Here is a 21110-nt window from a genome sequence, read left to right on the forward strand (position 1 = left end):
ATCTGTTACATTCTAACCCTTGACTGTTAGCGCTTCATCTATGATAATAACAACCTCACCCAAATAGATTCGGGACAGGCACATCATTGATTATAGAAAAGGGGCGGTCGTTATCAGCTGGTTAAATGATCTCTATAAATTACAGAAGCGGGAGCTGAAAAAGGACATCGAACCCGCTCTGGTCAATGCCATCTTCCGGATGTACGACCGGTTTCCGAGGATCGGCCTCACAGAGAGGCTCGGCCAGCAGGATATGTCTCTGGATATCGCGGATGCTTATGTACATAGCCGCAATGCGATGATTGAAGCCGGAGTCGGAATCGGCAAGTCTTTTGCCTACCTTATCCCCGGCCTGCTCATTAACCAGATCTCCCGGCAGCCGGTCATTATTGCCACCTCCTCCATCCAGCTCTCCGAACAGATCCATAAAGATCTGCGGTTCATCGGCAGCCGGCTCGGGTTCACTTCAGTCCGCTCCGTAGTCGGGAAAGGTATGGGGCAATATGCCTGCCGGTACAGGGCAGCTGAACTAATCAAGCCGGATGCTGCTGCTTCCCCCCTGTCTGCGCTTGCCGAACGTATTGTGAATTACGGGATCGATGAGCGGGCAGATATTGAGGGCGGTGTTAGTGACGCGGTATGGTCCGGCGTTTGTGTGAATGATTGCAAATTTGAGCAATGCCATTACCGGAGCACCTGCTCGTTCTACGAGATGAGGGCCAAAATTAATGCCGGCCCCGGCGACATGGATTTCATCATCGTTAATCAAGACCTGCTTATCCGTGACCTGATTAAGAAGAAGGAAGGAACCAAGGGCTTAATTGCGGAACGGCCGGCGCTGATCGTAATAGATGAAGCGCATAATCTCGAAGCAAAGGTCAGAGATGCAAGAACGCTCGAATTCACCTTCCGGGGAACCTGCCGCATACTGGAGGACGCCTTACAGATTCTTTTCAGGCAATCCGCAGATAAGGAGCTAATGGCACAATATAAATTCATAAAAAGATGCGCCGGGGATATTTTCAGACAGGTAGAGGCGGATCTGCTGCACACAGCCAAGCAGGACAATGACCGGATCAAAGTATCGGAGATTACAGGAGTCCCGCTGCAGCGGGGAATTCAGGTATTGAGAGAGTTCAGTCTCAGCCTGTCCGTCCTCACTTCCCGGCGTGAGCGGGAGATTGACAATGCTTTTGAAGCCATGAACGGACTTATCGGCCTCTTTGCTGTACTCGCCGGAGCGGAGGACAACTATCTGATCTGGGCAAGCCATACGCGGGGGGAGAGCACGGTCAGCATCTGTCCCAAAGGCATAAGCCAGTTCCTGAAACACAGCTTGTTTAACGGAAAGACCTCTGTCATCTTAACGTCAGCAACCCTGTGCCAGACCGGAGATACGCTGGAGGAACAATATGCTTATCTGACAGAGTCGCTCGGATACCGGGGAGATTATATGGAGCGCCAGGCTTCACCGTTTGATTACGATAACCACACCCTGATGTACATTGCCAGGAACGTTCCCTACTATAACCATAACAACCGGGAAGCTTATCTGGAAGCAGCGTACAAGGAGATGCTGAGACTCTGCAATTTGACGGACGGGCGGACACTGGTGCTTTTCTCGGCCAAAGAGGATATGAAGTACATTCATCAGAAGCTAAGCGCCGAGAAGCTTAACTGGGCGCTGCATGTGCAGAGGGAAGGCTCGTCCCAGGATGGGGTAATCGCTGAATTCCGGGCCAGTAAAGGCGTTCTGCTGAGTACGGGGGTATTCTGGGAGGGCGTAAATATCGCAGGCTCCGATTTATCGCAGTTAATTGTGGTCCGGCTCCCTTTCCCGGTCCCTGCCGATCCGGTCTATGAATATAAGGCCTCTTTGGCTGAGAACCCCTTGAAAGACGTATTCGTCCCGGACATGCTACTCCGGTTGAGGCAGGGCACGGGACGTCTGATCCGCAGTGAAACGGACCTGGGTGTGCTCAGTATCCTCGATTCCCGCCTGTCCGCCGGAGCCCGTAAGGACTACCGGGATAAGGTGCTGGGAGCTTTGCCCTTCAAGCGGGTTACCGAGGATTTCAGGGTGCTGGAGAAGTTTGTACAGGAGAAATTTGATAAGATTTGATATCAACCGCTCTAACGGACACGCTGGCGCATCGGATTTGCTTTTTTATGCTTCATGCTGGTTTGCTTCAGATTGTTCTCGCCTCCAGCCTCTCCTTTGCTTGGAGTAACGGCGAAAAAGGACAGAAGCCCGCCAGCCGCCCCTACGGCTGCCATAGTACCGAATAAAACCCAATGTCCCCGGTTCATTAGAAGTGACACGACCGGCGGGCCCAGTGCAACCCCGATAAATCTCATGCTGCTGTATAAGGAGGTGATTGTACCACGGTTCTCTTTTTCAATCCCCTCCGTGATCAGCGCATCCATGCAGGGCAGAACCACACCAATCCCGACACCGCTTAAACTTAAGAAGCCTACCATGAAGTATATATTCTGGCTAAAGCCTGTTATCAGCATAGCTGCTGTAAGCACCGCCATACCTCCGAAACCGAGCCATTTCATTAACAGCTTGTTTTTGCCGATGATTTTGCCGCTTCCGTAAGAGGCCAGACACAGAAGTGCAAGGGGAATGGCCAGTACAAATCCCTTGGAGGCCCCATGCAGGTTATACTCCGACTCCAGCGTCTCCGATAAATAGAACAGCACGCCGAAGGTTGCGAACATACAGATTCCGCCTATCGCAAATATGGCATACAGCCAGCGGCCCCTTTCATGCAGGATTTCTTTAATGCCGGTTAAGAATTGCCCGATGCTTTTCTTTTCGGCCTTCTCCTCTGACTTTGGTTTCTTGACGAGAAACACAACAAGCACAAAGGAAATCAGACACAAGGCCGGAATCGCGATGAAGGGTGCATACCATAGCAATGTACCGAGATACGCGCCAAGGATCGGACTTAATACTTTGCCGAAGGTGTTGGAGGTTTCAATGATTCCCAATCCTTTACTAACCTCTTTCTCATCCTTGAACAGATCGCCTACGAAGGGAAGGACGATCGGAAAGGCTCCTGCGGCTCCAATCCCCTGGACTAGACGCCCTCCGAGGATGACCCAGTAGGCAGTTACTCCGGTTAAGAACCAGGCAGCGGCAACACAAATAGCTCCGCCTATGGCCGCAAGGATGAGACTGGGCAGGATAACGATTTTACGTCCAAAGCGGTCTGACAGATAACCGGCAACCGGAATCATCAAGATGGCGATCAGGCCATACACCGTGATGATCATACTGACCTGAAAAGCATTGATACCAAGCTTTTTGGAGATCTGCGGCAGAATAGGCAACAGCATGGAATTGCCAAGTGTCATGATTAACGGGATGGAAGCAAGTGCAATTAATGCTCCTTTTGAACCTTTCATGGCGAACCACCTTCTTTGTAATCACATCCTGCTTATTGTGGTTCATACAGCATTATTTATACACCCTGCAGGGAGATATTGATGCTGTTCATTGAACAAAAAAGGGAGGTCCGGCTGAGATTATGTAGCAATATTATGAATTTAGATTGTATCGGTGAAAATGCTGCAACATCCATGTTCTTTGCGGGCATGCTAGTTCTTGTTCAAATCCAACAATAAAGGAGTTTATTTATGACAGGAATTTTAGGCGGTAACCCCAAAGAAGAACCGATGCACTATGGAGAAATCTTCACGGTCTGGCAAGCCTCGATGGTAGCCAAGGGAGCATTGTCGTGTTACAGAGCTTATATGTATCACGCTGGCGATAACGATCTCAAAAAAATATTAGGAACATTAATTGATCAGGCAGAGCTGGAAATCAGTGAGTGCGACACTCTGCTCACCGAGCAGGGTCTTGCCTCTGCACCGGTAATGCCAGACCGGCCGGATGCCAAGCTTGAGGATATCCCTGTGGGGGCACGGTTCACAGATCCTGAAATAGCTGCCAAACTTGCTGCTGATACCGCTACAGGACTGGTAGCATGCAGTCAGGCTATGGGGCAATCCATCCGCGAAGATATCGGGGCCTTATTTGCCAAATACCACCTTACCAAAGCAGCCATAGGCGTTAAAATTCTGCATTTGAATAAGAAGAAGGGCTGGCTGATTCCACCGCCTCTTCTAACTAAAAGACCTGAAACCGTTAGAGTGTAAACTGTTTACACTCAACATCCCATAAAGAGGGCCCGCGATCTTTCGCGGGCCTTCTTTTGGTTGTCCTATATCCGCCTTTACCAGAATATGCTATCTGTATAAAGGGGGAGGACAACATTAACGTATTTATAGGTTATATCTTTCTGGGATTATCTCTTTCCGCACCCTTGGGGCCCATTAATGCTGCACAGCTGGACAAGGGACTCCGCGGAGGATTCATGCCTGCCTGGGCTGTTGGCCTGGGGGCGGTCAGCGCAGATATTATCTATATGCTGCTTGTCTATTTCGGCCTAATTCACCTGCTGGACGATCCGTTTGTGAAAGTATTCTTGTGGCTGTTCGGGTTCTTTGTCCTCGTCTATACAGGGGTGGACAGCATCAAGAATACAGGAGACATTTCAGTGGCCGGCCTAAGGGGAAGCGATGCCTCACTGTCCAGGTCTTATGTGTCGGGATTTCTGATGTCCTTATTCAATCCCCTGTCCATCCTGTTCTGGCTGGGGATATACGGCTCGATATTGGCTGAGGCTGCCAGTAATTATCCGATGCAGCAGCTGCTGATCTACAGCGGGGCAATCGTCCTCGGGATTCTGCTCTGGGACGTAACCATGGCGGCCGCCTCCAGTCTCTTCCGTAAGTTTCTGACGGTCAGGGTATTACAGGTGATCTCCGTACTGTCCGGCCTGTCGCTGATTGGCTTTGGTTTTTATTTTGGTGTACAGGCTGCACGGCTGCTCTTTTTTCATTAAACCTTGTTTTTGCGCAGCCTGATCCCTGTGATCCGGAACTCAGGACCGCCCTGCAGGGAATGGGATTCATGGGTACCGCCTTTTTTGCCGCGATAGTGTTGAACAATCCAGTCACTCAGCGCAATCAGTGAAACAATCAGCAGACTGATGTAGAAGCCCGGACGGCTGAGCGCATGAAACAGTGTCCCTGCTACAGCAGCCGCAATCAGCACCAGGCCCGTCCAGCGTTTCACTCCGCTGAGAAGACTGGGCTTAAGCAGCCGGCCGGCTGAGAGTAAGATAAAGGACCAGTTATACAGGATCATGAGGCCCGCAGCCGTGGTAATGTATTCATATACTTTTCCCGGCAGCCACAAGGACATCATGATAGCACCTATTAGACCGGCAGCAATCAGACATAGTGCGTAGAACGGATATTTATCCTTCCATTTCTTCGAGAATAACTTGGGCGCATCGCCTTCCTGCGCAAGAGTGATCATCATTGAGGTAATGGCATACAGCGAGGCTGTCATCGTGGAGAATCCGGCAATAATCAGCACCCCGTTAAACAAATGCGGCACGAAGGCCAGATGATCGCTGCGGAGTGCAAGAACAAAAGGACTTTCCTTCGGGTTGAAGGCGCTTAACGGCACCATAATCACCGCAAGTCCGATCGACAGGACATACACCCCAGCCAGTCCGAGCAGCATCACCTTCCCCGCTTTTGGAGCCTCCTCAGGTTTCTTGAGCCTGTAGGACATAATCCCCAGCACCTCAATGCCGCCGTAAGCATAAAAAGCAAAAATAAAGGCCGACCAAAGTCCGATGCCCCCTGACGGAAACAACGCCTTATACCCAAGGGGTACCTTCGGTGTGAACTTCCCCCCACCGATCCAGCCAGCCAGAAGCGCAGCAGCAATCACAAGAAACATCAGGATCGCCGCCACTTTGATGACAGCCAGTATATTTTCAACCCGGTCAAATCCCTTATTCCCGAAAAACACAATCAACAGGCTCACTGCGGCAAACCCGGCAGCAAAAACCCACATCGGTACGGCCGGAAACCAAAAACGCGAGAAGATGGATAACGCTGTAAGTTGGCTTCCCATAATCAGCAGCTCCGAGAACCAATATACCCAGCCGCTTCCGAACCCTGCCCAGCTGCCGAACGCTTTCTTGGCATAGGACCGGAAGGAGCCCTGCTCCGGATGTTCTGCCGTCATCCTTGCCAGCGCATCAAATACAACATAGGTTCCGCCAGCCGCCAAAATGTAGGCCAGCAGCACAGCAGGACCGCCCATGGAGATGGCCAGTCCCGAGCCCAAAAAGTATCCGGTTCCTATAGTCCCTGCTATGCCCAATAAACTGAGCTGCCACCATTTAAGCTTCTTGTCCTCTTCGGTTTTACTGGAGGTTTGCTTCATGAATTCCGTCCTCATCCTGATTCGAATTTGAGAGTTCTCATCTCTACAATTCCCCTCGGGCGGACAAATTAGTACTCTCTTTTATTCCCCTTCTTCACATACTCCCATTCAACCTCAATATTTTTCCGGACTCTCTGCAGAAGCTGAAATAATAGTTCTGATTCTTGTCCGGAGAACCCTGCTAAGGCAACCCTGTCCGTATGATCCCCTTCTCTTTTCAGAAAAGAATAAGCCTGATCACCCTTTTCAGTTGTAAACAGCCTGTTGATTTTTTTGTTTGTTTCATCATCCTTCTTCTCAATGAAGCCTTGGACTTCAAGCTTCTGCACTGCACGTGCGGCGGTTGTCCGGTCTACCTTGATCATTTCGGACAGCTTCTCCTGAATAATTCCCGGATTCTCATAGATGCGGACGAGATATAAATATTGCCCCTTAGTCAGATCTAATTCCTTGAACTCTATATTACTTATAGAATCCAGTGCCCTCGCAATCATTCCAACCTCACGAAGTATCTCTTTCACTTGATCACCTGCCCGTCCAATAATGTTGTATTTACAACAATAATAAATCTATATATACTAATGAATATCGTTATTTCATTATGGCGTTTCTGGCACAAAAAACAAATGTAGAAAGGCCCTGGATCGTCATCTTACACTCAGGAGTGAATAACATGGAGATTAGAATCGATAATTTGACTGGAACTGAAATCATAGCATTGATCAGCGAGCATTTACAGAGCATGTTTGAGCAATCCCCGCCGGAAAGTGTACATGCACTGGATTTGGACAAACTACGGTCACCGGAAATCACCTTCTGGAGTGCCTGGGAACACGGCGAATTGTTAGGTTGCGGGGCGCTTAAAGACCTTGGGGACCATCATGGTGAAATCAAATCCATGCGGACTTCTGGCAGGCACCTCAGAAAAGGCGTCGCCTCTGCAATGCTTGCCCACATCCTTAAGGAAGCTATGCAGCAAGGCTATGTGCGGCTGAGTCTGGAAACCGGATCGACGGAAGGCTTCGAGGCGGCCCGGAAATTATACGAACGATTCGGGTTTGAGACCTGCAGCCCGTTTGCGGATTACATTGAAGATCCTTACAGTGTGTTTATGACAAAGGCATTGTGAAATTACAGACACGCTTCCCGCTTAAACAGCGGAGAGGACGGACTGATTGTGGAAAAGCGAATGCGTTCGCCTTGGTCTCCGGATTTTCACCGCTAAGGGGAATGAAAAAAATCTGGAGAGCACAGCGATTGGAACAACAGTCCGTTCGCGGAGCGTCCACCCAAGTGCTCACGTTGATCCTACTCCAAAACAAAGAGCTGTCCCAAGCAGCCATTTCATGGCTTTTGGAACAGCCTCTTTTTGTCGTTATAACTTCAAATTAACGGAACTGGCCCGCATCGATAGCTGCCTGCTTCTCATCAAGGATTTCCTGATATCCAGCATCAAGGAAGCTCTTCTTGGCATCTGCATAGGCTGCATCGAATTCAGCTTCCGGAGCCAGAACGGTCTTCACATACAGATCCTGGAACAGCGAGTTCAGATCCGCTTTGTATTCATTAACCTTTTCGAGCACTACACTGAACATGGCATCAGGTGTACGGAATTCCGCAACCTCGTTGTAGTATTTCACCATATCCTCGGCGAGATATTCATAGCCGGCCGGTGACCAGTTACGCAGATTCGACTGGAGGGTCTTCTCTGCATCCGGATATTGTGCAATTTCAGTCACTAGTCCCCAGTAGTCTTTATTGTTGTTCGTGGAGAGGACAGATTCGCCTTTGTAATCCGGGTTCTTCACAGCAATGCCTTCAGCATCAAGTGTATAGTTCTCGCCTTCAATACCGTTCTGGAATTTGAACAGGTTCTCCGGCTGGCTCAGCCACTCGAGGTACATCCAGACGGCAGCACGCTCTTCATCCGTAGTCTCATAGTTGATGCCCATGATGAAGCCGAACGGCCAGTAAGCGCGTCCTTGAGGCTTGTAACCTTCCGGCACCATTGCATTCGGAGGAATTACCGCAAATTCGGCATCCGGGTTGTTGGCCAGCGTAGCTGCGAAGACATCGGCATTGTTGGTCAGATAGAATGCGTAGTTACCCGTTTTGCCGGCAACGAATTCAGATTTGATCTTGTTATCATCACTGCGCAGATAGAACTCTTTATCCACGAGACCGTTATTGTACTGATAGTTCAGATTGCGCAGGAAACGTTCGGTATCAGCGCTGGTGAAGTCAGCAACACTTACATCCGAATACAGGGCACGATATGCCTGATCCACCGGCCATTCACGAAAAGCATAGTTATAGCTGTAGAAGTCCTTAATCAGATTCCCCGCAGTCACACCAAGTCCGGCTTCTTTCCATTTCGCCAGCATCTCATTATACTTCTCCAGGGAAGTCAAATCCTCCACCTTCATGCCAACCTGCTCCACCCAGTCTTTACGGATGATACTGACGAAGTTATCGGCTTCAGGACGTGCAGCGAAGAAGAAGGTATTCTTATCGTCCACTTTACCGTATTGCTGAATCGTTTCACCCAGGTTTGCCCAGTAAGTTGGAGCATAATTTTCTATTTCTGAATAGTCAAGCTCCTGCATCACATCTTCGCCGTAATAAGTAAGCGCTTGAGGCATATCGTAGTGGAAAATAATGTCCGGCGCCTTATGCGATGCGAGCAGCTGCTCGTAATCAGTTACTTCACTGCTGCGGGAGATAGGTACAAAGTTAACATCGATATTGTATTTGTCACCGAACTCCGCCTGAACCCAGCGGGTGTAATAGTTATCACTTACATTCCAGCCCTCGAAAGCGCGTTCATAGACCGGAATATCAATCGTAACCTTCTCTTTAAAGCCTTGTGAATAATCTGCAAAGCCCTCACTCTGGTTGCTGGAAGCTGCAGGCGTGTCCGTTCCTGCACTCTGTTTATTATTTCCGCCGGAGCATCCGGCAAGCATGCCGGCTGTCATGACAGATGCCATCATTAATGAAGCAAAACCTTTTTTGTTCATCGTAATTCCCCCATTTTTAATTTTCGGGTGCTATTTACTGCTGCTTGCGGAACATACGGCTACTCCTTAACGGCTCCTAGCATAACTCCTTGCACGAAGTATTTCTGAACGAAAGGATACACGCAGAGAATCGGCAGGGTAGCAAACACCACGACGGATGCTTTAAGCACTTCCGGGTTGCTGAGTGATACTGTGGTGGCTTCCAGCTGGAAGCTTTCACTCGCCTGAATGACCAGATAGTACAGCTTGAGCTGCAGCGGCCGCAGGGAGGTCTCATGCTTAATATAGAACAAGGCATCCTGGTAAGCATTCCAGCGTCCAACTGCGTAGAAGAGGGCAAGTGTCGCCATAATCGGCTTGGACAACGGCAGGACGATGCTGAACAGAATCCGGAAATGACCGGCACCGTCGATGCGCGCCGATTCTTCCAGACTTACCGGAATCCCGTGCGTTAGCGATGTCTTCATAATCAGCAAATTGAAGGCACTGAATGACAAGGGCAGAATCAGTGACCAGATCGTATCCATCAGTCCCAGATTATTAATGTTCATGTAATCCGGGATGATCCCCCCGCTAAAGTACATCGTGAACAGGAAAATGAAGGTGATGACCCGGCGGCCCTTGAACTGGGCTCTCGACAACGGATACGCGGCGCATATCGTCAGAATCATTCCCAGAATCGTGAACAGTACGGTGACAATAACCGAGATGTACAGGGAACGGAGGATGCTGGCATCCGCGAAGATTTTCTTATACGCTTCGATGGTGAAGCCCTGCGGCCACAGAAAGACCTTATTGGCAATGACGAAGGAGTCAGAGCTCAGGGACTTCGACACGACATGCAGGAACGGCAGCAGACATATTAGTGAAACAACAATTAAGACGATGCGGATCAGCACATCCCAGATGTCCAAACGTCCTTTACTTAGTGAGGCCGAACGGACTGTTGATGCTCTCATGGTTTCCCTCCTTTCTATAATATTCCATCTTCACCGAGCTTTTTAGCGACGCGATCTGCCGTTATTACAAGAATAATTCCGATAACAGATTGGAATAATCCAAGCGCGGTCGCCCGGCTGAAATTACCGGATTCAATCCCCCAGCGGTATACCAGAACCGGTATGGTTGTTGTGTACTCTGTGGTAGCCTTGTTCTGCAGAGCGAAGATGCGCTCGAACGAGCCCTCCATTACTTTCCCCAGATTCATGATCAGCAGGGTTACGATGGTTGCACGGATAGAAGGTACCGTAATATTCCATACCTTTCTCCAGCGTCCTGCTCCATCGACCGTAGCCGCTTCATACATCTCCGGGTTGATCCCGCTCATCGCCGCCAGATAGATAATCGTGCCCCAGCCCATGCTCTGCCACACACCGATAGCCAGATAGCTGATCAGCCAGTTCGTGTCTTCCTGCAGGAACGGAACGCGGGTACCGCCCATCAGTTCAATCAGATTGTTAATCACACCGCCGCCTTCACTAAGAAGCTGATATGCGATGGCCCCGATAATGACCCAGGACAGGAAATGCGGCAGGTACAGCAGCGTCTGATTGATGCGTTTGAACCGGATACTTTTGACCTCATTCAGCAGCAGCGCCAGCAGAATCGGCATCGTGAAGCTGAAACACAGATCAAGAATATTCAGCAGCAGCGTATTACGGACGGCAGGAGCAAAGTCAGGCTTGGCGAAAATATCCTGGAAGATTTGGAGGCCCACCCATTCACTGCCCCAGAAGCCTTTTGCAATTTTGTAGTCTTTAAAAGCGATTACAAGTCCGGTCATCGGCAGATACTTGAATACGATTACAAAAGACAGTGGAATCAATACCAGGAAATAGAGCTGCCAGTCACGCTTTAAAAAATACCCGGGCCCCTGTTTCTTTCTTAATAGAGCATTTTGATTTGTCTTTGAAGCGTTTGCAACTTTCAAAGTCTCACCTCCTACATCATTTTATCTCTGTGCCAGTTGCATCCACCGGCCTGAGCTCTATGCTATCTCCATTAGCCGGTTTTGAATACGATGAGTAATGCTGCTGGCCATTAAAACTGACAACCGCGCGGTTTATAAGGCCTCCGCAGCAGCAATATGATCAAATATGATAGGCTAAAACGTTTTCATTAAGAGTCATGAATGGAATAATTACGGCCAGAAGCAGGCCTTTAAGAGCTTTTGGTCTTGGCTGTTTTGTAGCTGCTCGGCGGCATGCCCTCGTATTTGCGGAAAAACCGGTTGAAGCTCTGTACATTAAAGTAGCCCACCTCTGCCGCAATCTGTTTGATCGTCAGGTCGGTATCCAGCAGCAATTCCTTGGCCTTCTCGATACGCAGCTGGTTCAGATAATCAATCATACTCTTGCCGGTTAAGTCATACACAATCTTGCGCATATAGGAATAGCTGATGCCAAAATCATGGCTCATATCCTTCAATACAATTTCTTCACGGTAATGATCCTGCAAATATTGAATGATCCGTTCCCCATGATTGGCTTCACGGGTACCCCGGTCCAGGTCCTGCACGATTTCTTGGAAGAACCCGTGCAAATATTCCTCAAGCTCATCCAGCGTATCCATCGATGCCAGAAGAGTGTAGATGTTGCCTTTCCCCATAATCATTCTTCCGGTACTGATATGATTCTCACGGAGATGCTTGATCGTCGCACCCAGCAGCTGGTGATAAATGAACATAATGTTATCGTAGGAAATATTCTCTGCTGAACCGATCTGGCAGCGGATGACCTGGAGCTCCTTAAGTATCCCGTTCAGATCGCCGGCATCCAGGAAGTTGAGAATCCGCCGCTCACTGCTCTCGGAATCCATATATTTACGGCTGTTCTCCTCTTCGTCCTGCCAGTACATCACGCTTCCGGCTCCCTTAATCATCCGCTGCTTAATCAATTCCATCGCCTCGAACAACCGCTGGGCTACCCTTTCGGGTGCATCTGCCAAGCCGCTTACCCCTATGGTGACAGAATGCCCCAACAGCTCTAGCGACTCCTCCCGGATTCTGTCCAGCGCCTGATGGATGCGGTCACAACTCTGCTCATCCCCGCCCGGAGCAAAGTTGATTACAATCACAATACATCCGTCACTATGATAGACAGAACGGGCCAGAACCCCCTCCGGGAACAGGCTCTCGTACTTCGCGTTCAGCAGGTATCCGTGGTAGCTGCGTGTCTCGAGATTCGTATTGCCAACGTACACTCTATACTGGTCGATGGAGACCACAGCTATTCTGTAATACAGCTCAGGGAAGATCTCCGTAATCCGGGGCGGAATCTCTCCGCGCAACAGGCGGTGAACGGCGAAGCTGCGGGTGTCCTGTTCGCGCTCCTGCAGCAGCTGGAACAGGCCTTCCTCCTCCTCCTGCATCCGCTTAAACGCCACATTCAGAAAGGCAAGCTCATTCTTATTGACTACCTCCAGATTACTTTTCGAGCGTATCATCCGGACTAATTGCCGGAGTGGTCTGGACATCCAGGTAGCGAGAAAGACCGCCAGTACCGTTCCCAGCACAATAATAGCTCCGGTAAGCAAAATAATATTCCCCTGCATATCCCGTGATTTGGTCATCAGCTTATCCATCGAGCTCCAGCTTACATTCCACCATCCGGACAATGCCGAGCGGCTCCATGCGTAAACCATCCGGTTGCCGTCCAGCTCGCGGAATGTATAGCCCTCGCTTGAACCCTCATCCAGGATTTCCTGTAGGAAGGGCTGCTCAAAGCCGTCGGTGAGCAGCAGCGACTTGTCACTGTGTGATATTACTTTTCCGTCAGATCCAAGGAGCAGGGAATGGCCGTCCCCGGCCTCTGCCGTATTCAGATATTTGCCGATCTGACTCTCCCGCATATTGACGACAATCAATCCGTCCGTCGTGGAGGAGAGACGATTGAGAGGGTACACATAGGACACCACATGATCGCCCGTGCCCAGCACGCGGGGTACCCACACACCGCTGATTCCTCTCTGGCCTGCCAGAGCTTCGGATGTCCAGCCTACCTGCTCATACCGCTCCAGCTTCGTAACCGCATTGTCTGTAGAAATAACATAATCGGAGTTATTCAGATAAAAGTATGAGGAATAAACACCGTCTACACGGCGGTTCAGGTTCAGCAGTTCATTCATCACAGACAAGGCCTTGGTCACGTTAGTGTAGCTTGCGTTCACCTCGTCATACGTCTCGAAGCTGCGGATGCGTTCAAATACATTGGTTGCAGCCAGACGCGCCGTATCCTGGGCGAGATTGGCCAGTGCATTCTCATTTAACTTGCGGTTGGCATTGAGACCGGCAAGTGCAGATTCACCGATGGCTGTCTCTGAGTTTTCTATGATCTGTGCCCCGCTATACCACGTCAAGATCGCTGCCGGAATGGCCATGATACAGAATAGAATCAATGCCAGCTGTAGCATCATCGGTGTTTTTTTCATGGTGTGCCCCCTGTTCCTACGGTAAATTTATCTAAAATAAAGAAGCCCAGCATACACTGGGCTTCTCTGCTTATACCTTTAGATTGATGAAGAGTAGCTTACCTGCGTAAATACTGTTCTATGATAATACCATAAAATAGGGTTCTCGGTCTGGTCATTTGCTCATAGATTGTCGAACATTGTATGTGTACACATGTACTATCTCCCAAGCTCAGCGTGTACTGGCTTTGTTAAACTTCTTTTCAATATTTTCAGCAAATTTCACGCCCTCACCGGCCAAATGTTGTCTCATAAAGAACCCCCCAAGGCCGTTTATCCAAGCTGCCATAGCCAGCAACCGTGAGGGGAAGTCTGCACCAATCGTACAGCTGAATTCACAAGAGTTACGGTCAATAGGCGTAATCTTCATTTCCCATGGCACTCCGACAATGGCGGGTATCCACCGCATGATATAGGCTTCTGTCCGGTCAGAGTAGAACCGCAAATGATCCTCTGCATGCTCTTTTAACTGATAGTGCTGAACAATCATCTCATTCCCCATATTCTCCACATTAACCATATAGAACTCACCCTCTTCAAAATAACTGCCCATTGCCTTGTGGCCCTTAGAGAATGATTCATATTCACCTGGAGTCATCTCCGTCACCCATTTGTACAAATCCACCTTGTCCGCTGCAATCTGCAATTTAAATTTCTTCGTCATTCTCATTGTTATTCTCCTTCTTTCCTGTAATTTCGCTAATGAGTTCCTCGTGCCAATTCATAATCATCTGATAATATTCTTTGCCAAACCTCAACGTCGCGTGTTCGTATACACCCATCTCTTGAATGTGCTTCTCTTCTATTAAAGTAAGCTTGTTGTATTCACTGGCGACAGTGGTGCGGAAGCTGGCAATCAGCCGGGCAACCTCATGCTCGTCAAGATATTTATAGAAGAACAGCTTATTTAAATACTCATAATTGAACGGGGAAAATGTACAGGGTGTCTGTAGCCATTCCATAAACTCACCCTTCCCCTTTTCCGTGATCCCATAGGCTTTCTTGAATCTGCCCTCCTCTACCCCTTCTTCAGCCTTGACCAGTTCCCCCTTCTCCATTTTCTTGAGCATAGGATAGATGCTGCCGAAGCTGGCATCAATAAAGTTGGAGGTGCTGCGTATCATCTTCTGCTTGATTTCATAGCCTGTCATATCCTTTTCACACAGAAACCCGAGTATTACATATATAAGCATTCATTCCCTCCTTCCTCAGTACGACATATAGCGGGTTTATATATAATATATTGATATATATCGTTTCGATATATTGAATATATGACTTCATGGCCGGTTTGTCAATGGCATTTGCTGTGCATTAGTTCTGAGCATTTCAAAAAAAAATCCAAAAGGATAATATCCCTTTGGATTTCATAAGCAAATATAACCAGATTGGTCTACACTTACACTGTATAGGCCCAAATGTTGTACGTACTGCAACTTAGCTGCCCGGATACCCGGGTGTTCAGACAGATTGTTGTATGAAATACATCAATCGTTTCGCTGAGCTGCTTGAAGGAGAAGAAATGCTGCCTTTTATACAACAATACTGAATTTTAGCCGAGATTATATGGAAAATGTTGTATTATGTGCAGGATTTTATTCCTTACCCATCGTGCTGATATCAATGACAAACCGGTAACGGACATCGGAGGCGAGTACACGTTCCCACGCTTCATCAATCTGGTCGGCAGAGATAACCTCGATCTCAGAGGCAATGTTATGTTCGGCGCAGAAATCAAGCATCTCCTGCGTCTCACGGATTCCGCCAATCATCGATCCGGCAAATGAACGGCGGTGGCCGATCAGCGAGAATACGTTAACGGCCAGCGGGTCAGCAGGCGCACCGACATTGACCAAGGTACCATCCAGCGCCAGGAGCGATAGATAAGCATCGATATTAATCTGCGCGCTTACCGTATTTATGATCAGGTCGAACGAACCGGCAAGCTGCTTGAATGTCTCCGCATCGCTAGTCGCATAATAATGATCCGCCCCTAGTTGCAAACCGTCTTCCTTCTTCTTCAGTGACTGTGACAGAACCGTAACCTCAGCCCCCATAGCATGAGCGATCTTCACAGCCATGTGTCCAAGTCCGCCAAGACCTACTACAGCTACATTTTTGCCTGGAGCGGCTCCCCAATGGCGAAGCGGTGAATAGGTTGTGATTCCGGCACATAACAGCGGGGCAGCAGCGTCTAGCGGAATAGCGTCTGGAATCCGGACCACGAAGTCCTCTGTCACCACAATATGGGTGGAATACCCGCCCTGTGTATAGTGACCGTACCGGTCGGTAGCTCCATAGGTACCCGTATTTCCATGCAGGCAATACTGCTCCTCGCCTTTATGGCAATTACTGCACTCTCCACAGGAGTCGACCATACAGCCCACCCCTACCCTGTCACCAACGGAATACTTTGTAACTCCGGAACCGACCTGGCTGACAATCCCGGCAATCTCATGGCCTGGAACGAGCGGATACTTGACTGGCCCCCACTCCCCGCGGGCGGTATGAATGTCGGAGTGGCAGATCCCGGCGAATTTAATCTCAATCAGAACATCCTGCGGCTGAAGCTCCCGGCGCTCAATGGTCGTTAGCTTGAACGGGCCTTCCTGGCTGAATGTAGCGCGTGCATTAACTTGTATCATGGTGTAACCTCTCTTCTTGTTCATAGTAGAATCCGTAAGGACGACTTTACAAACCATATGATATTACTTAAAGTTAACTCTAAGTCAAGCACAAAATACAATTGAGACTGGAGATTCGTGATGAAGACATACTCTATAACTGAGGCTGCAGAACATTTCAATATGACACCGCATACTCTGCGTTACTATGACAAGGAAGGTCTGATGCCCTTTATCGAAAGGACCTCCAGCGGAAGACGCGTGTTCAAGGAAGCGGATATGGAAGCTCTAAAAATAATTGAATGTCTGAAATCATCCGGGATGCCGATTAAGGAAATCAAACATTTCATTGAGTGGTGCTCTGAGGGAGATTCCACATTGCAGCAGAGATATGACATGTTCCTGGAGCGGAAAGCCTCAGTTGAAGCACAGATGGAGGAGCTGAAGAAAACGATGGAAGTCATCGAACATAAATGCTCATATTATAAGACTGCCTTAGACAGCGGTACGGAAGATATTCATAAAACCAAAAAGGTGACCAGCTTTTAACGGGAGGATGTGAATCGGGAAAAGCAGAATTTGGTGGTTCACCCGGCCGGGCGTTCACCCTATACCTGAAGCCGATTCAAGCCTGAACGATGAAAAAGGGGCCTCTGGCAAGCTGGACGAAATTGTGGGTGCTCTGATGGGTGATGATCCGGAGGTGTCGGCTCCCGGTATTGCACCGGATCACAAGGATAAACGGGAACCCAAGGACTGAGTATACGACAAAAGGGTAGCCGGGCTTGCAATATTTTGCAGAGTCCGCTACCCTTGTTTAATGTTAACTCAGCGAAATAGAATCTTCATTTGCTGGCGGACCTTTTTTTGCCAGAAGCTTGTTCGTAAAACTCACATTAAAGAAATGAATGATCGGGCCAAGGCCCAGTGCGGACACCAGCGTCCCCAAACCGATGATGCCTCCGAACAGGAAGCAGATCAAAGCACAAAAAGCGTCTGTAAACATCCGGTGCCAGAAATAAGAGATTGCCGGAAACTTATTTCTCATAATCAGGGACAGGCTGTCATAGGGAGCGATTCCCACATCCGACGTCTGATACATGGATACCCCGAAGCTGCAGATCACCACACCAATCGCCACTGTAACCACCCGCTGCCACAATAGCTGAGGTTCGCCGAGCAGCTCCAGCCAGGTACTATGAAAGAAGGTAGCGATGTAACCCAGCAAAATGGCGTTTACGAAAGTTCCGGCTCCAATATACTTCCTTCCCGTGATAAACTCGATTACAAACAATACCAGGTTCAGCAGGATTAGAAAATTCGCATAGGCGAGCCCGCTGGAGTCTGCAAGTGCCATCACCATTCCGCTGAAGGGATCATTCCCCATTCCGGACAGCTTAAAAATGCTGATGCCCATCCCTAAGAAAACATTCCCGATAAGCATAATGATCAATCGTTTGGGGTCTACTGAATTCATATATCTTTTCATATAGTTCATCCTACAACCTTAATGCTGACATTCATCTTGACCGGGATTATCCCGTCATCAGCAATAAAAGTGGCAGTGTAAGGTTCATCACGAACCGCAGCAGAAGCAGGAGTCCAGCTAAACATACAAGCCTGGCCTGGTACAAAAGAGGCAGTGTCAAAAGTTGTCCCCTCAGGCAGATTGCCCGTTGTTACAGTCATCGGCTCAGCAATCCCCTGAACTGCCGGGTCCTTATCTGGACTGTATTCGTTATAAATCCTGCCATCGGTCTCCCGGGACGAAGTCTCGAATGCAGGCTGTCTGGCTACAACAGCAAAGGATAGCGTCTCACCTGCCTTCACGCTCTGTGCCGGAACAACTGTGAAGAAGGGCCGGAATACCGTTTGAGGCAAAGGATAATCTTCGGTTGCAGACGGATATGTATAGCCGTTTCCGGGAATTGCAACAGTTTCATACGGATACAAGCTGTCCTTCGGCGTGCCTGGAGCAGGCGCCTCCACTTCTATCCTTTTGACGGACAGATTGCTGTCCATTGTCACATTCTCAACTGCAGTCTGCTGATACGGATAATCCGGCACATATTCCAGGCCTGCGGGCCGTTTGAAGCTGCTGCTTACCAGTACGACTTCTTCTACCCCCTGCGCATGGCTGGCATGGATATGTTCAAGAGCGCCACTTACAACATCATCAAGCACAATGGGATACCGGGTATCTTCCGTCATATAGCGCAGCTGAATCTCCTTCAGATACAGATTGTCCACATGCCTGGCGTACAGACCATAAGCCGGCAGGATTCCCCAGTTGCTGGGTTCAGGATACACCTCCGGCAGCTCTGGTACATTGAACGGCGCATCTTTCCACGCTCCTGCTTCCGGATTCCATTCCACCCGGGGCAATAACCCTTCATTTTTCAGGAAAAAGGTGTTCACCAGCCACGGCAGCAACTGAATGCTGCGCTTCGGACTGCCGTACTGGGTATATTCCCAGTTCGTATTCAGCTGGCGCTGTTCCACCGCATGCTCCAGACTTAGACCACCGCGGTACTCCACTTGAATATTGGAGATCGAGACATTTTTAATCCGGTTGCCTACCAGCCCCATCAGTTCAATGGGATAGCGGGGGTCGACATTCTTAGCGGTAATATTGCGGATGATAATATCGTGAACATTGGCTATACGGCCGCTACCATTGGCATTGCCATACAGCTGCAGCTCGCTTTCCTGTAATTCCTTAGTGTAGTCAGGCACATACTTCTTCGAGTGCTCATCGTAGCGGACAGCAAACCATTTGCCGCCCTCTTCATGATAGTTAGCAGGGTTCAACCGGCAAGGCTGCTCAGGGTCTACAACATTAAAAGCAGACACACCATCCACAGAAACCTTGCGTGTTCTGTTATAGGCTGGCAGATAGCGCCTTGCCGGATACACCTGATACGATTCCTTGGCCGGCAGCACCCAGTTAGGCTGGTCCAATCTTACATTTGGTGCTGCATCCCGTGCCGCTATCAACTCTTCCCCGGTGCTATTCCCCGTGACAGGGAAACGTCCCCGGTCTCCTATTTTGATGAAAATAGGCGAGCTGCTGATATCCTCCATCGTGGAATCCTCAAAAATAATATGGCTTAAGTCCGCCCCGTCGACAGCCTCAAGGGCAAAACCTCTCGACCGTTTAAACGCTACGCGGCGGACCGTGACACAATCATACCCGCAGGTAGATTCCGTACCCAGCTTGACGCGGGCGGTAGGACCGCAGCGGTCTGTTGCAATCAGCTTGTCCTGTGTATACGTTCCCGCATATACGGAGCCTGTGTCGTAGCCGCTAACCACACAGTCTTCAATCAATACATTGCGGAGCGGCATAAAGATTCCGCCGCCATAGGAGGCCTTCAGCACAATAGCATCGTCGGTTAATGAATTGAAGGTGGAATGAACAATGGTCACATTCTCGCAGCAGTCCACATCAAACGCATCCCGGTTCGTATCCACAAGAATATGCCCGACATGCAGATTCTTCACACAGGTTGCTATAATGGCAAAATGGCCGCCGGCCAGGATAGAAAAGTCGCAGAATGCGACATTCTCGCACCGCACCATCGCAATCGCCTTATTGCCGAACCATTCACCGCGGTGACCGGGCTCGTCCCGGCGCAATGGCTCATGCGGGTCCCCGCCCATCAGAACCTGCTCCAGTTCTCCCTCATCATTCAAAGAACTTCCATCCAGCAGCCCGGGCCCATAAATCATCACATTCTGGATATCCGCGCCATAAATCAGGCTGTTGGCAAAGTACGTATGACCGTGATCCTGCAGACCAGCATATAAATTAACCTCAGGCTCTTCATAATTGCCGCCTTCTCCGTTCTGCTGCTCATAGGAATGACGGATATCCGTTCTTGCTGCGGAAAGCACGCTCCCAGCCGACAAGTACAGATTAACGCCGCTCCGCAGTCGAATCGTATATACCCTGAAGCTGCCTTCAGGAATTATCACAGTGCCGCCTTCTACAGATGCTGCCTGAATGGCGCGGTTAATTGCCTTGGTATTCTCCACAGGCGCATTCTCCGGATCCGCCCCATAATTGCGGATATCGAATGTATGCGTTTCCTTCATTAAATAGCCTCTGTCAAAAGGACACCCTGTTGCTTCCGTTACTTGAAACATAATAGCCTCCAATGGATTAGGAACCATCCGAACCGGATCATCCTGGCAGTTTTCTCTTATTATATCTTTTTACTGTTTGATCTGCAGTTTCATAATTTATAAACCTGAGTCCAAGTCAATTGATTTTCCTGCTGCGACCGATGGAAAATCTTTTGTAATATAATTGTTGAGCCGTTGAAGGGTACGTGCCAAAGCATCCTCGTCAACCGGCTTAGGCAGGTAATCGACAGCATTTACGCGGAAGGCCTCCAGTGCATATTGGTCATAAGCCGTAATAAATACAATTTCCAGGTGCTCGTCTAGCTCAATTAAGGAAGCGGCCAATTCGAGACCGTTCATTCCCGGCATATCAATATCCAGAAAGACCGCATCAGGTCTTAGCCGGGTGAATTCATGCAGCAGATCTGTATATTTGGTATATGCCCCAACCACTTCGACATCGTCACGGCACTCCAGGATTTGTACAAGCCGCTGGACCGCCAGCCGTTCATCGTCAACAATTGCAACTCTCATGAATGACCCTTCCCTCTT

At 49.3% G+C, this 21110-nt stretch carries 18 protein-coding genes; 5 read left to right on the top strand and 13 right to left on the bottom strand.

All coding sequences use genetic code 11. The annotated features are described in order from the left end of the window. The first annotated feature begins 199 nt into the window (after nt 1-199). Complete coding sequence (locus NSU14_RS23400; protein WP_340947456.1) at nt 200-2122, top strand: ATP-dependent DNA helicase; 1923 nt, start codon at nt 200-202, stop codon at nt 2120-2122. 11 nt (nt 2123-2133) lie between these two features. Here NSU14_RS23400 and NSU14_RS23405 read toward each other — a convergent pair whose 3' ends face one another. Then, nucleotides 2134-3414: an MFS transporter gene (locus NSU14_RS23405; protein WP_336101651.1), complete on the bottom strand. Its 1281-nt coding sequence runs from the start codon at nt 3412-3414 to the stop codon at nt 2134-2136. A gap of 231 nt (nt 3415-3645) precedes the next feature. Between NSU14_RS23405 and NSU14_RS23410 the strand changes: the two genes are divergently transcribed. Both NSU14_RS23410 and NSU14_RS23415 read left to right on the top strand, forming a co-directional pair. Then, nucleotides 3646-4167, top strand: coding sequence for a DUF3231 family protein (locus NSU14_RS23410; protein ID WP_042134645.1), 522 nt, complete (start codon nt 3646-3648; stop codon nt 4165-4167). A gap of 116 nt (nt 4168-4283) precedes the next feature. Beyond that, complete coding sequence (locus tag NSU14_RS23415; protein ID WP_042140865.1) at nt 4284-4916, top strand: LysE family transporter; 633 nt, start codon at nt 4284-4286, stop codon at nt 4914-4916. Here the strand turns inward: NSU14_RS23415 and NSU14_RS23420 are convergent. Both NSU14_RS23420 and NSU14_RS23425 read right to left on the bottom strand, forming a co-directional pair. Then, on the bottom strand, nt 4913-6319 hold the full coding sequence (locus NSU14_RS23420) for an amino acid permease (RefSeq protein WP_340947457.1): 1407 nt from the start codon (nt 6317-6319) through the stop codon (nt 4913-4915). The genes NSU14_RS23415 and NSU14_RS23420 overlap by 4 nt on opposite strands. Nucleotides 6320-6387: 68 nt before the next feature. Beyond that, nucleotides 6388-6840, bottom strand: a complete 453-nt coding sequence (locus NSU14_RS23425) for a MarR family winged helix-turn-helix transcriptional regulator (protein ID WP_042134644.1) — start codon at nt 6838-6840, stop codon at nt 6388-6390. A gap of 152 nt (nt 6841-6992) precedes the next feature. On the opposite strand from NSU14_RS23425, the gene NSU14_RS23430 reads away from it, so the two are divergent. Beyond that, on the top strand, nt 6993-7448 hold the full coding sequence (locus NSU14_RS23430) for a GNAT family N-acetyltransferase (protein WP_042134642.1): 456 nt from the start codon (nt 6993-6995) through the stop codon (nt 7446-7448). A 259-nt stretch (nt 7449-7707) separates the two neighbouring features. Here NSU14_RS23430 and NSU14_RS23435 read toward each other — a convergent pair whose 3' ends face one another. The 7 genes from NSU14_RS23435 to NSU14_RS23465 all read right to left on the bottom strand — a co-directional run bounded on the left by NSU14_RS23435 (nt 7708) and on the right by NSU14_RS23465 (nt 16451). Further along, nucleotides 7708-9339, bottom strand: coding sequence for an ABC transporter substrate-binding protein (locus tag NSU14_RS23435; RefSeq protein ID WP_340947458.1), 1632 nt, complete (start codon nt 9337-9339; stop codon nt 7708-7710). Between the two features lie 59 nt (nt 9340-9398). Continuing rightward, nucleotides 9399-10298, bottom strand: a complete 900-nt coding sequence (locus NSU14_RS23440) for a carbohydrate ABC transporter permease (RefSeq protein WP_042134639.1) — start codon at nt 10296-10298, stop codon at nt 9399-9401. A gap of 14 nt (nt 10299-10312) precedes the next feature. Further along, complete coding sequence (locus tag NSU14_RS23445; RefSeq protein ID WP_042134638.1) at nt 10313-11269, bottom strand: ABC transporter permease; 957 nt, start codon at nt 11267-11269, stop codon at nt 10313-10315. A gap of 230 nt (nt 11270-11499) precedes the next feature. Then, nucleotides 11500-13767 (bottom strand): helix-turn-helix domain-containing protein, encoded by a 2268-nt coding sequence (locus NSU14_RS23450; RefSeq protein ID WP_076242483.1) that lies wholly within the window; start codon nt 13765-13767, stop codon nt 11500-11502. A gap of 211 nt (nt 13768-13978) precedes the next feature. After that, nucleotides 13979-14470 (bottom strand): hypothetical protein, encoded by a 492-nt coding sequence (locus NSU14_RS23455; RefSeq protein WP_231575306.1) that lies wholly within the window; start codon nt 14468-14470, stop codon nt 13979-13981. Then, nucleotides 14454-14999, bottom strand: a complete 546-nt coding sequence (locus NSU14_RS23460; RefSeq protein ID WP_340947459.1) for a PadR family transcriptional regulator — start codon at nt 14997-14999, stop codon at nt 14454-14456. The genes NSU14_RS23455 and NSU14_RS23460 overlap by 17 nt, the downstream gene beginning before the upstream one ends. Nucleotides 15000-15401: 402 nt before the next feature. After that, nucleotides 15402-16451 carry an NAD(P)-dependent alcohol dehydrogenase gene (locus NSU14_RS23465; RefSeq protein WP_039301254.1) on the bottom strand — a complete coding sequence of 350 codons (1050 nt, stop codon included), beginning with the start codon at nt 16449-16451 and terminating at the stop codon, nt 15402-15404. A 120-nt stretch (nt 16452-16571) separates the two neighbouring features. Between NSU14_RS23465 and NSU14_RS23470 the strand changes: the two genes are divergently transcribed. Continuing rightward, complete coding sequence (locus NSU14_RS23470) at nt 16572-16979, top strand: MerR family transcriptional regulator (RefSeq protein WP_042134627.1); 408 nt, start codon at nt 16572-16574, stop codon at nt 16977-16979. A gap of 274 nt (nt 16980-17253) precedes the next feature. Here NSU14_RS23470 and NSU14_RS23475 read toward each other — a convergent pair whose 3' ends face one another. The 3 genes from NSU14_RS23475 to NSU14_RS23485 form a co-directional block, all read right to left on the bottom strand. Beyond that, the gene (locus tag NSU14_RS23475; RefSeq protein WP_042134625.1) at nt 17254-17919 is read right to left on the bottom strand and encodes a YczE/YyaS/YitT family protein; all 666 of its coding nucleotides are present in this window, start codon (nt 17917-17919) and stop codon (nt 17254-17256) included. A 5-nt stretch (nt 17920-17924) separates the two neighbouring features. Then, a complete protein-coding gene (locus NSU14_RS23480; RefSeq protein ID WP_340947460.1) occupies nt 17925-20579 on the bottom strand; it encodes a glycoside hydrolase family 28 protein in 2655 nt (884 codons plus the stop codon). Nucleotides 20580-20675: 96 nt separating this feature from the next. Further along, nucleotides 20676-21092, bottom strand: coding sequence for a LytR/AlgR family response regulator transcription factor (locus tag NSU14_RS23485; protein ID WP_336102361.1), 417 nt, complete (start codon nt 21090-21092; stop codon nt 20676-20678). Between the last annotated feature and the right edge of the window lie 18 nt (nt 21093-21110).

Origin of the sequence: Paenibacillus sp. FSL R10-2771 (assembly GCF_038000205.1) — a bacterium.
Taxonomy (GTDB): Bacteria; Bacillota; Bacilli; order Paenibacillales; family Paenibacillaceae; genus Paenibacillus_AQ; species Paenibacillus_AQ phytohabitans.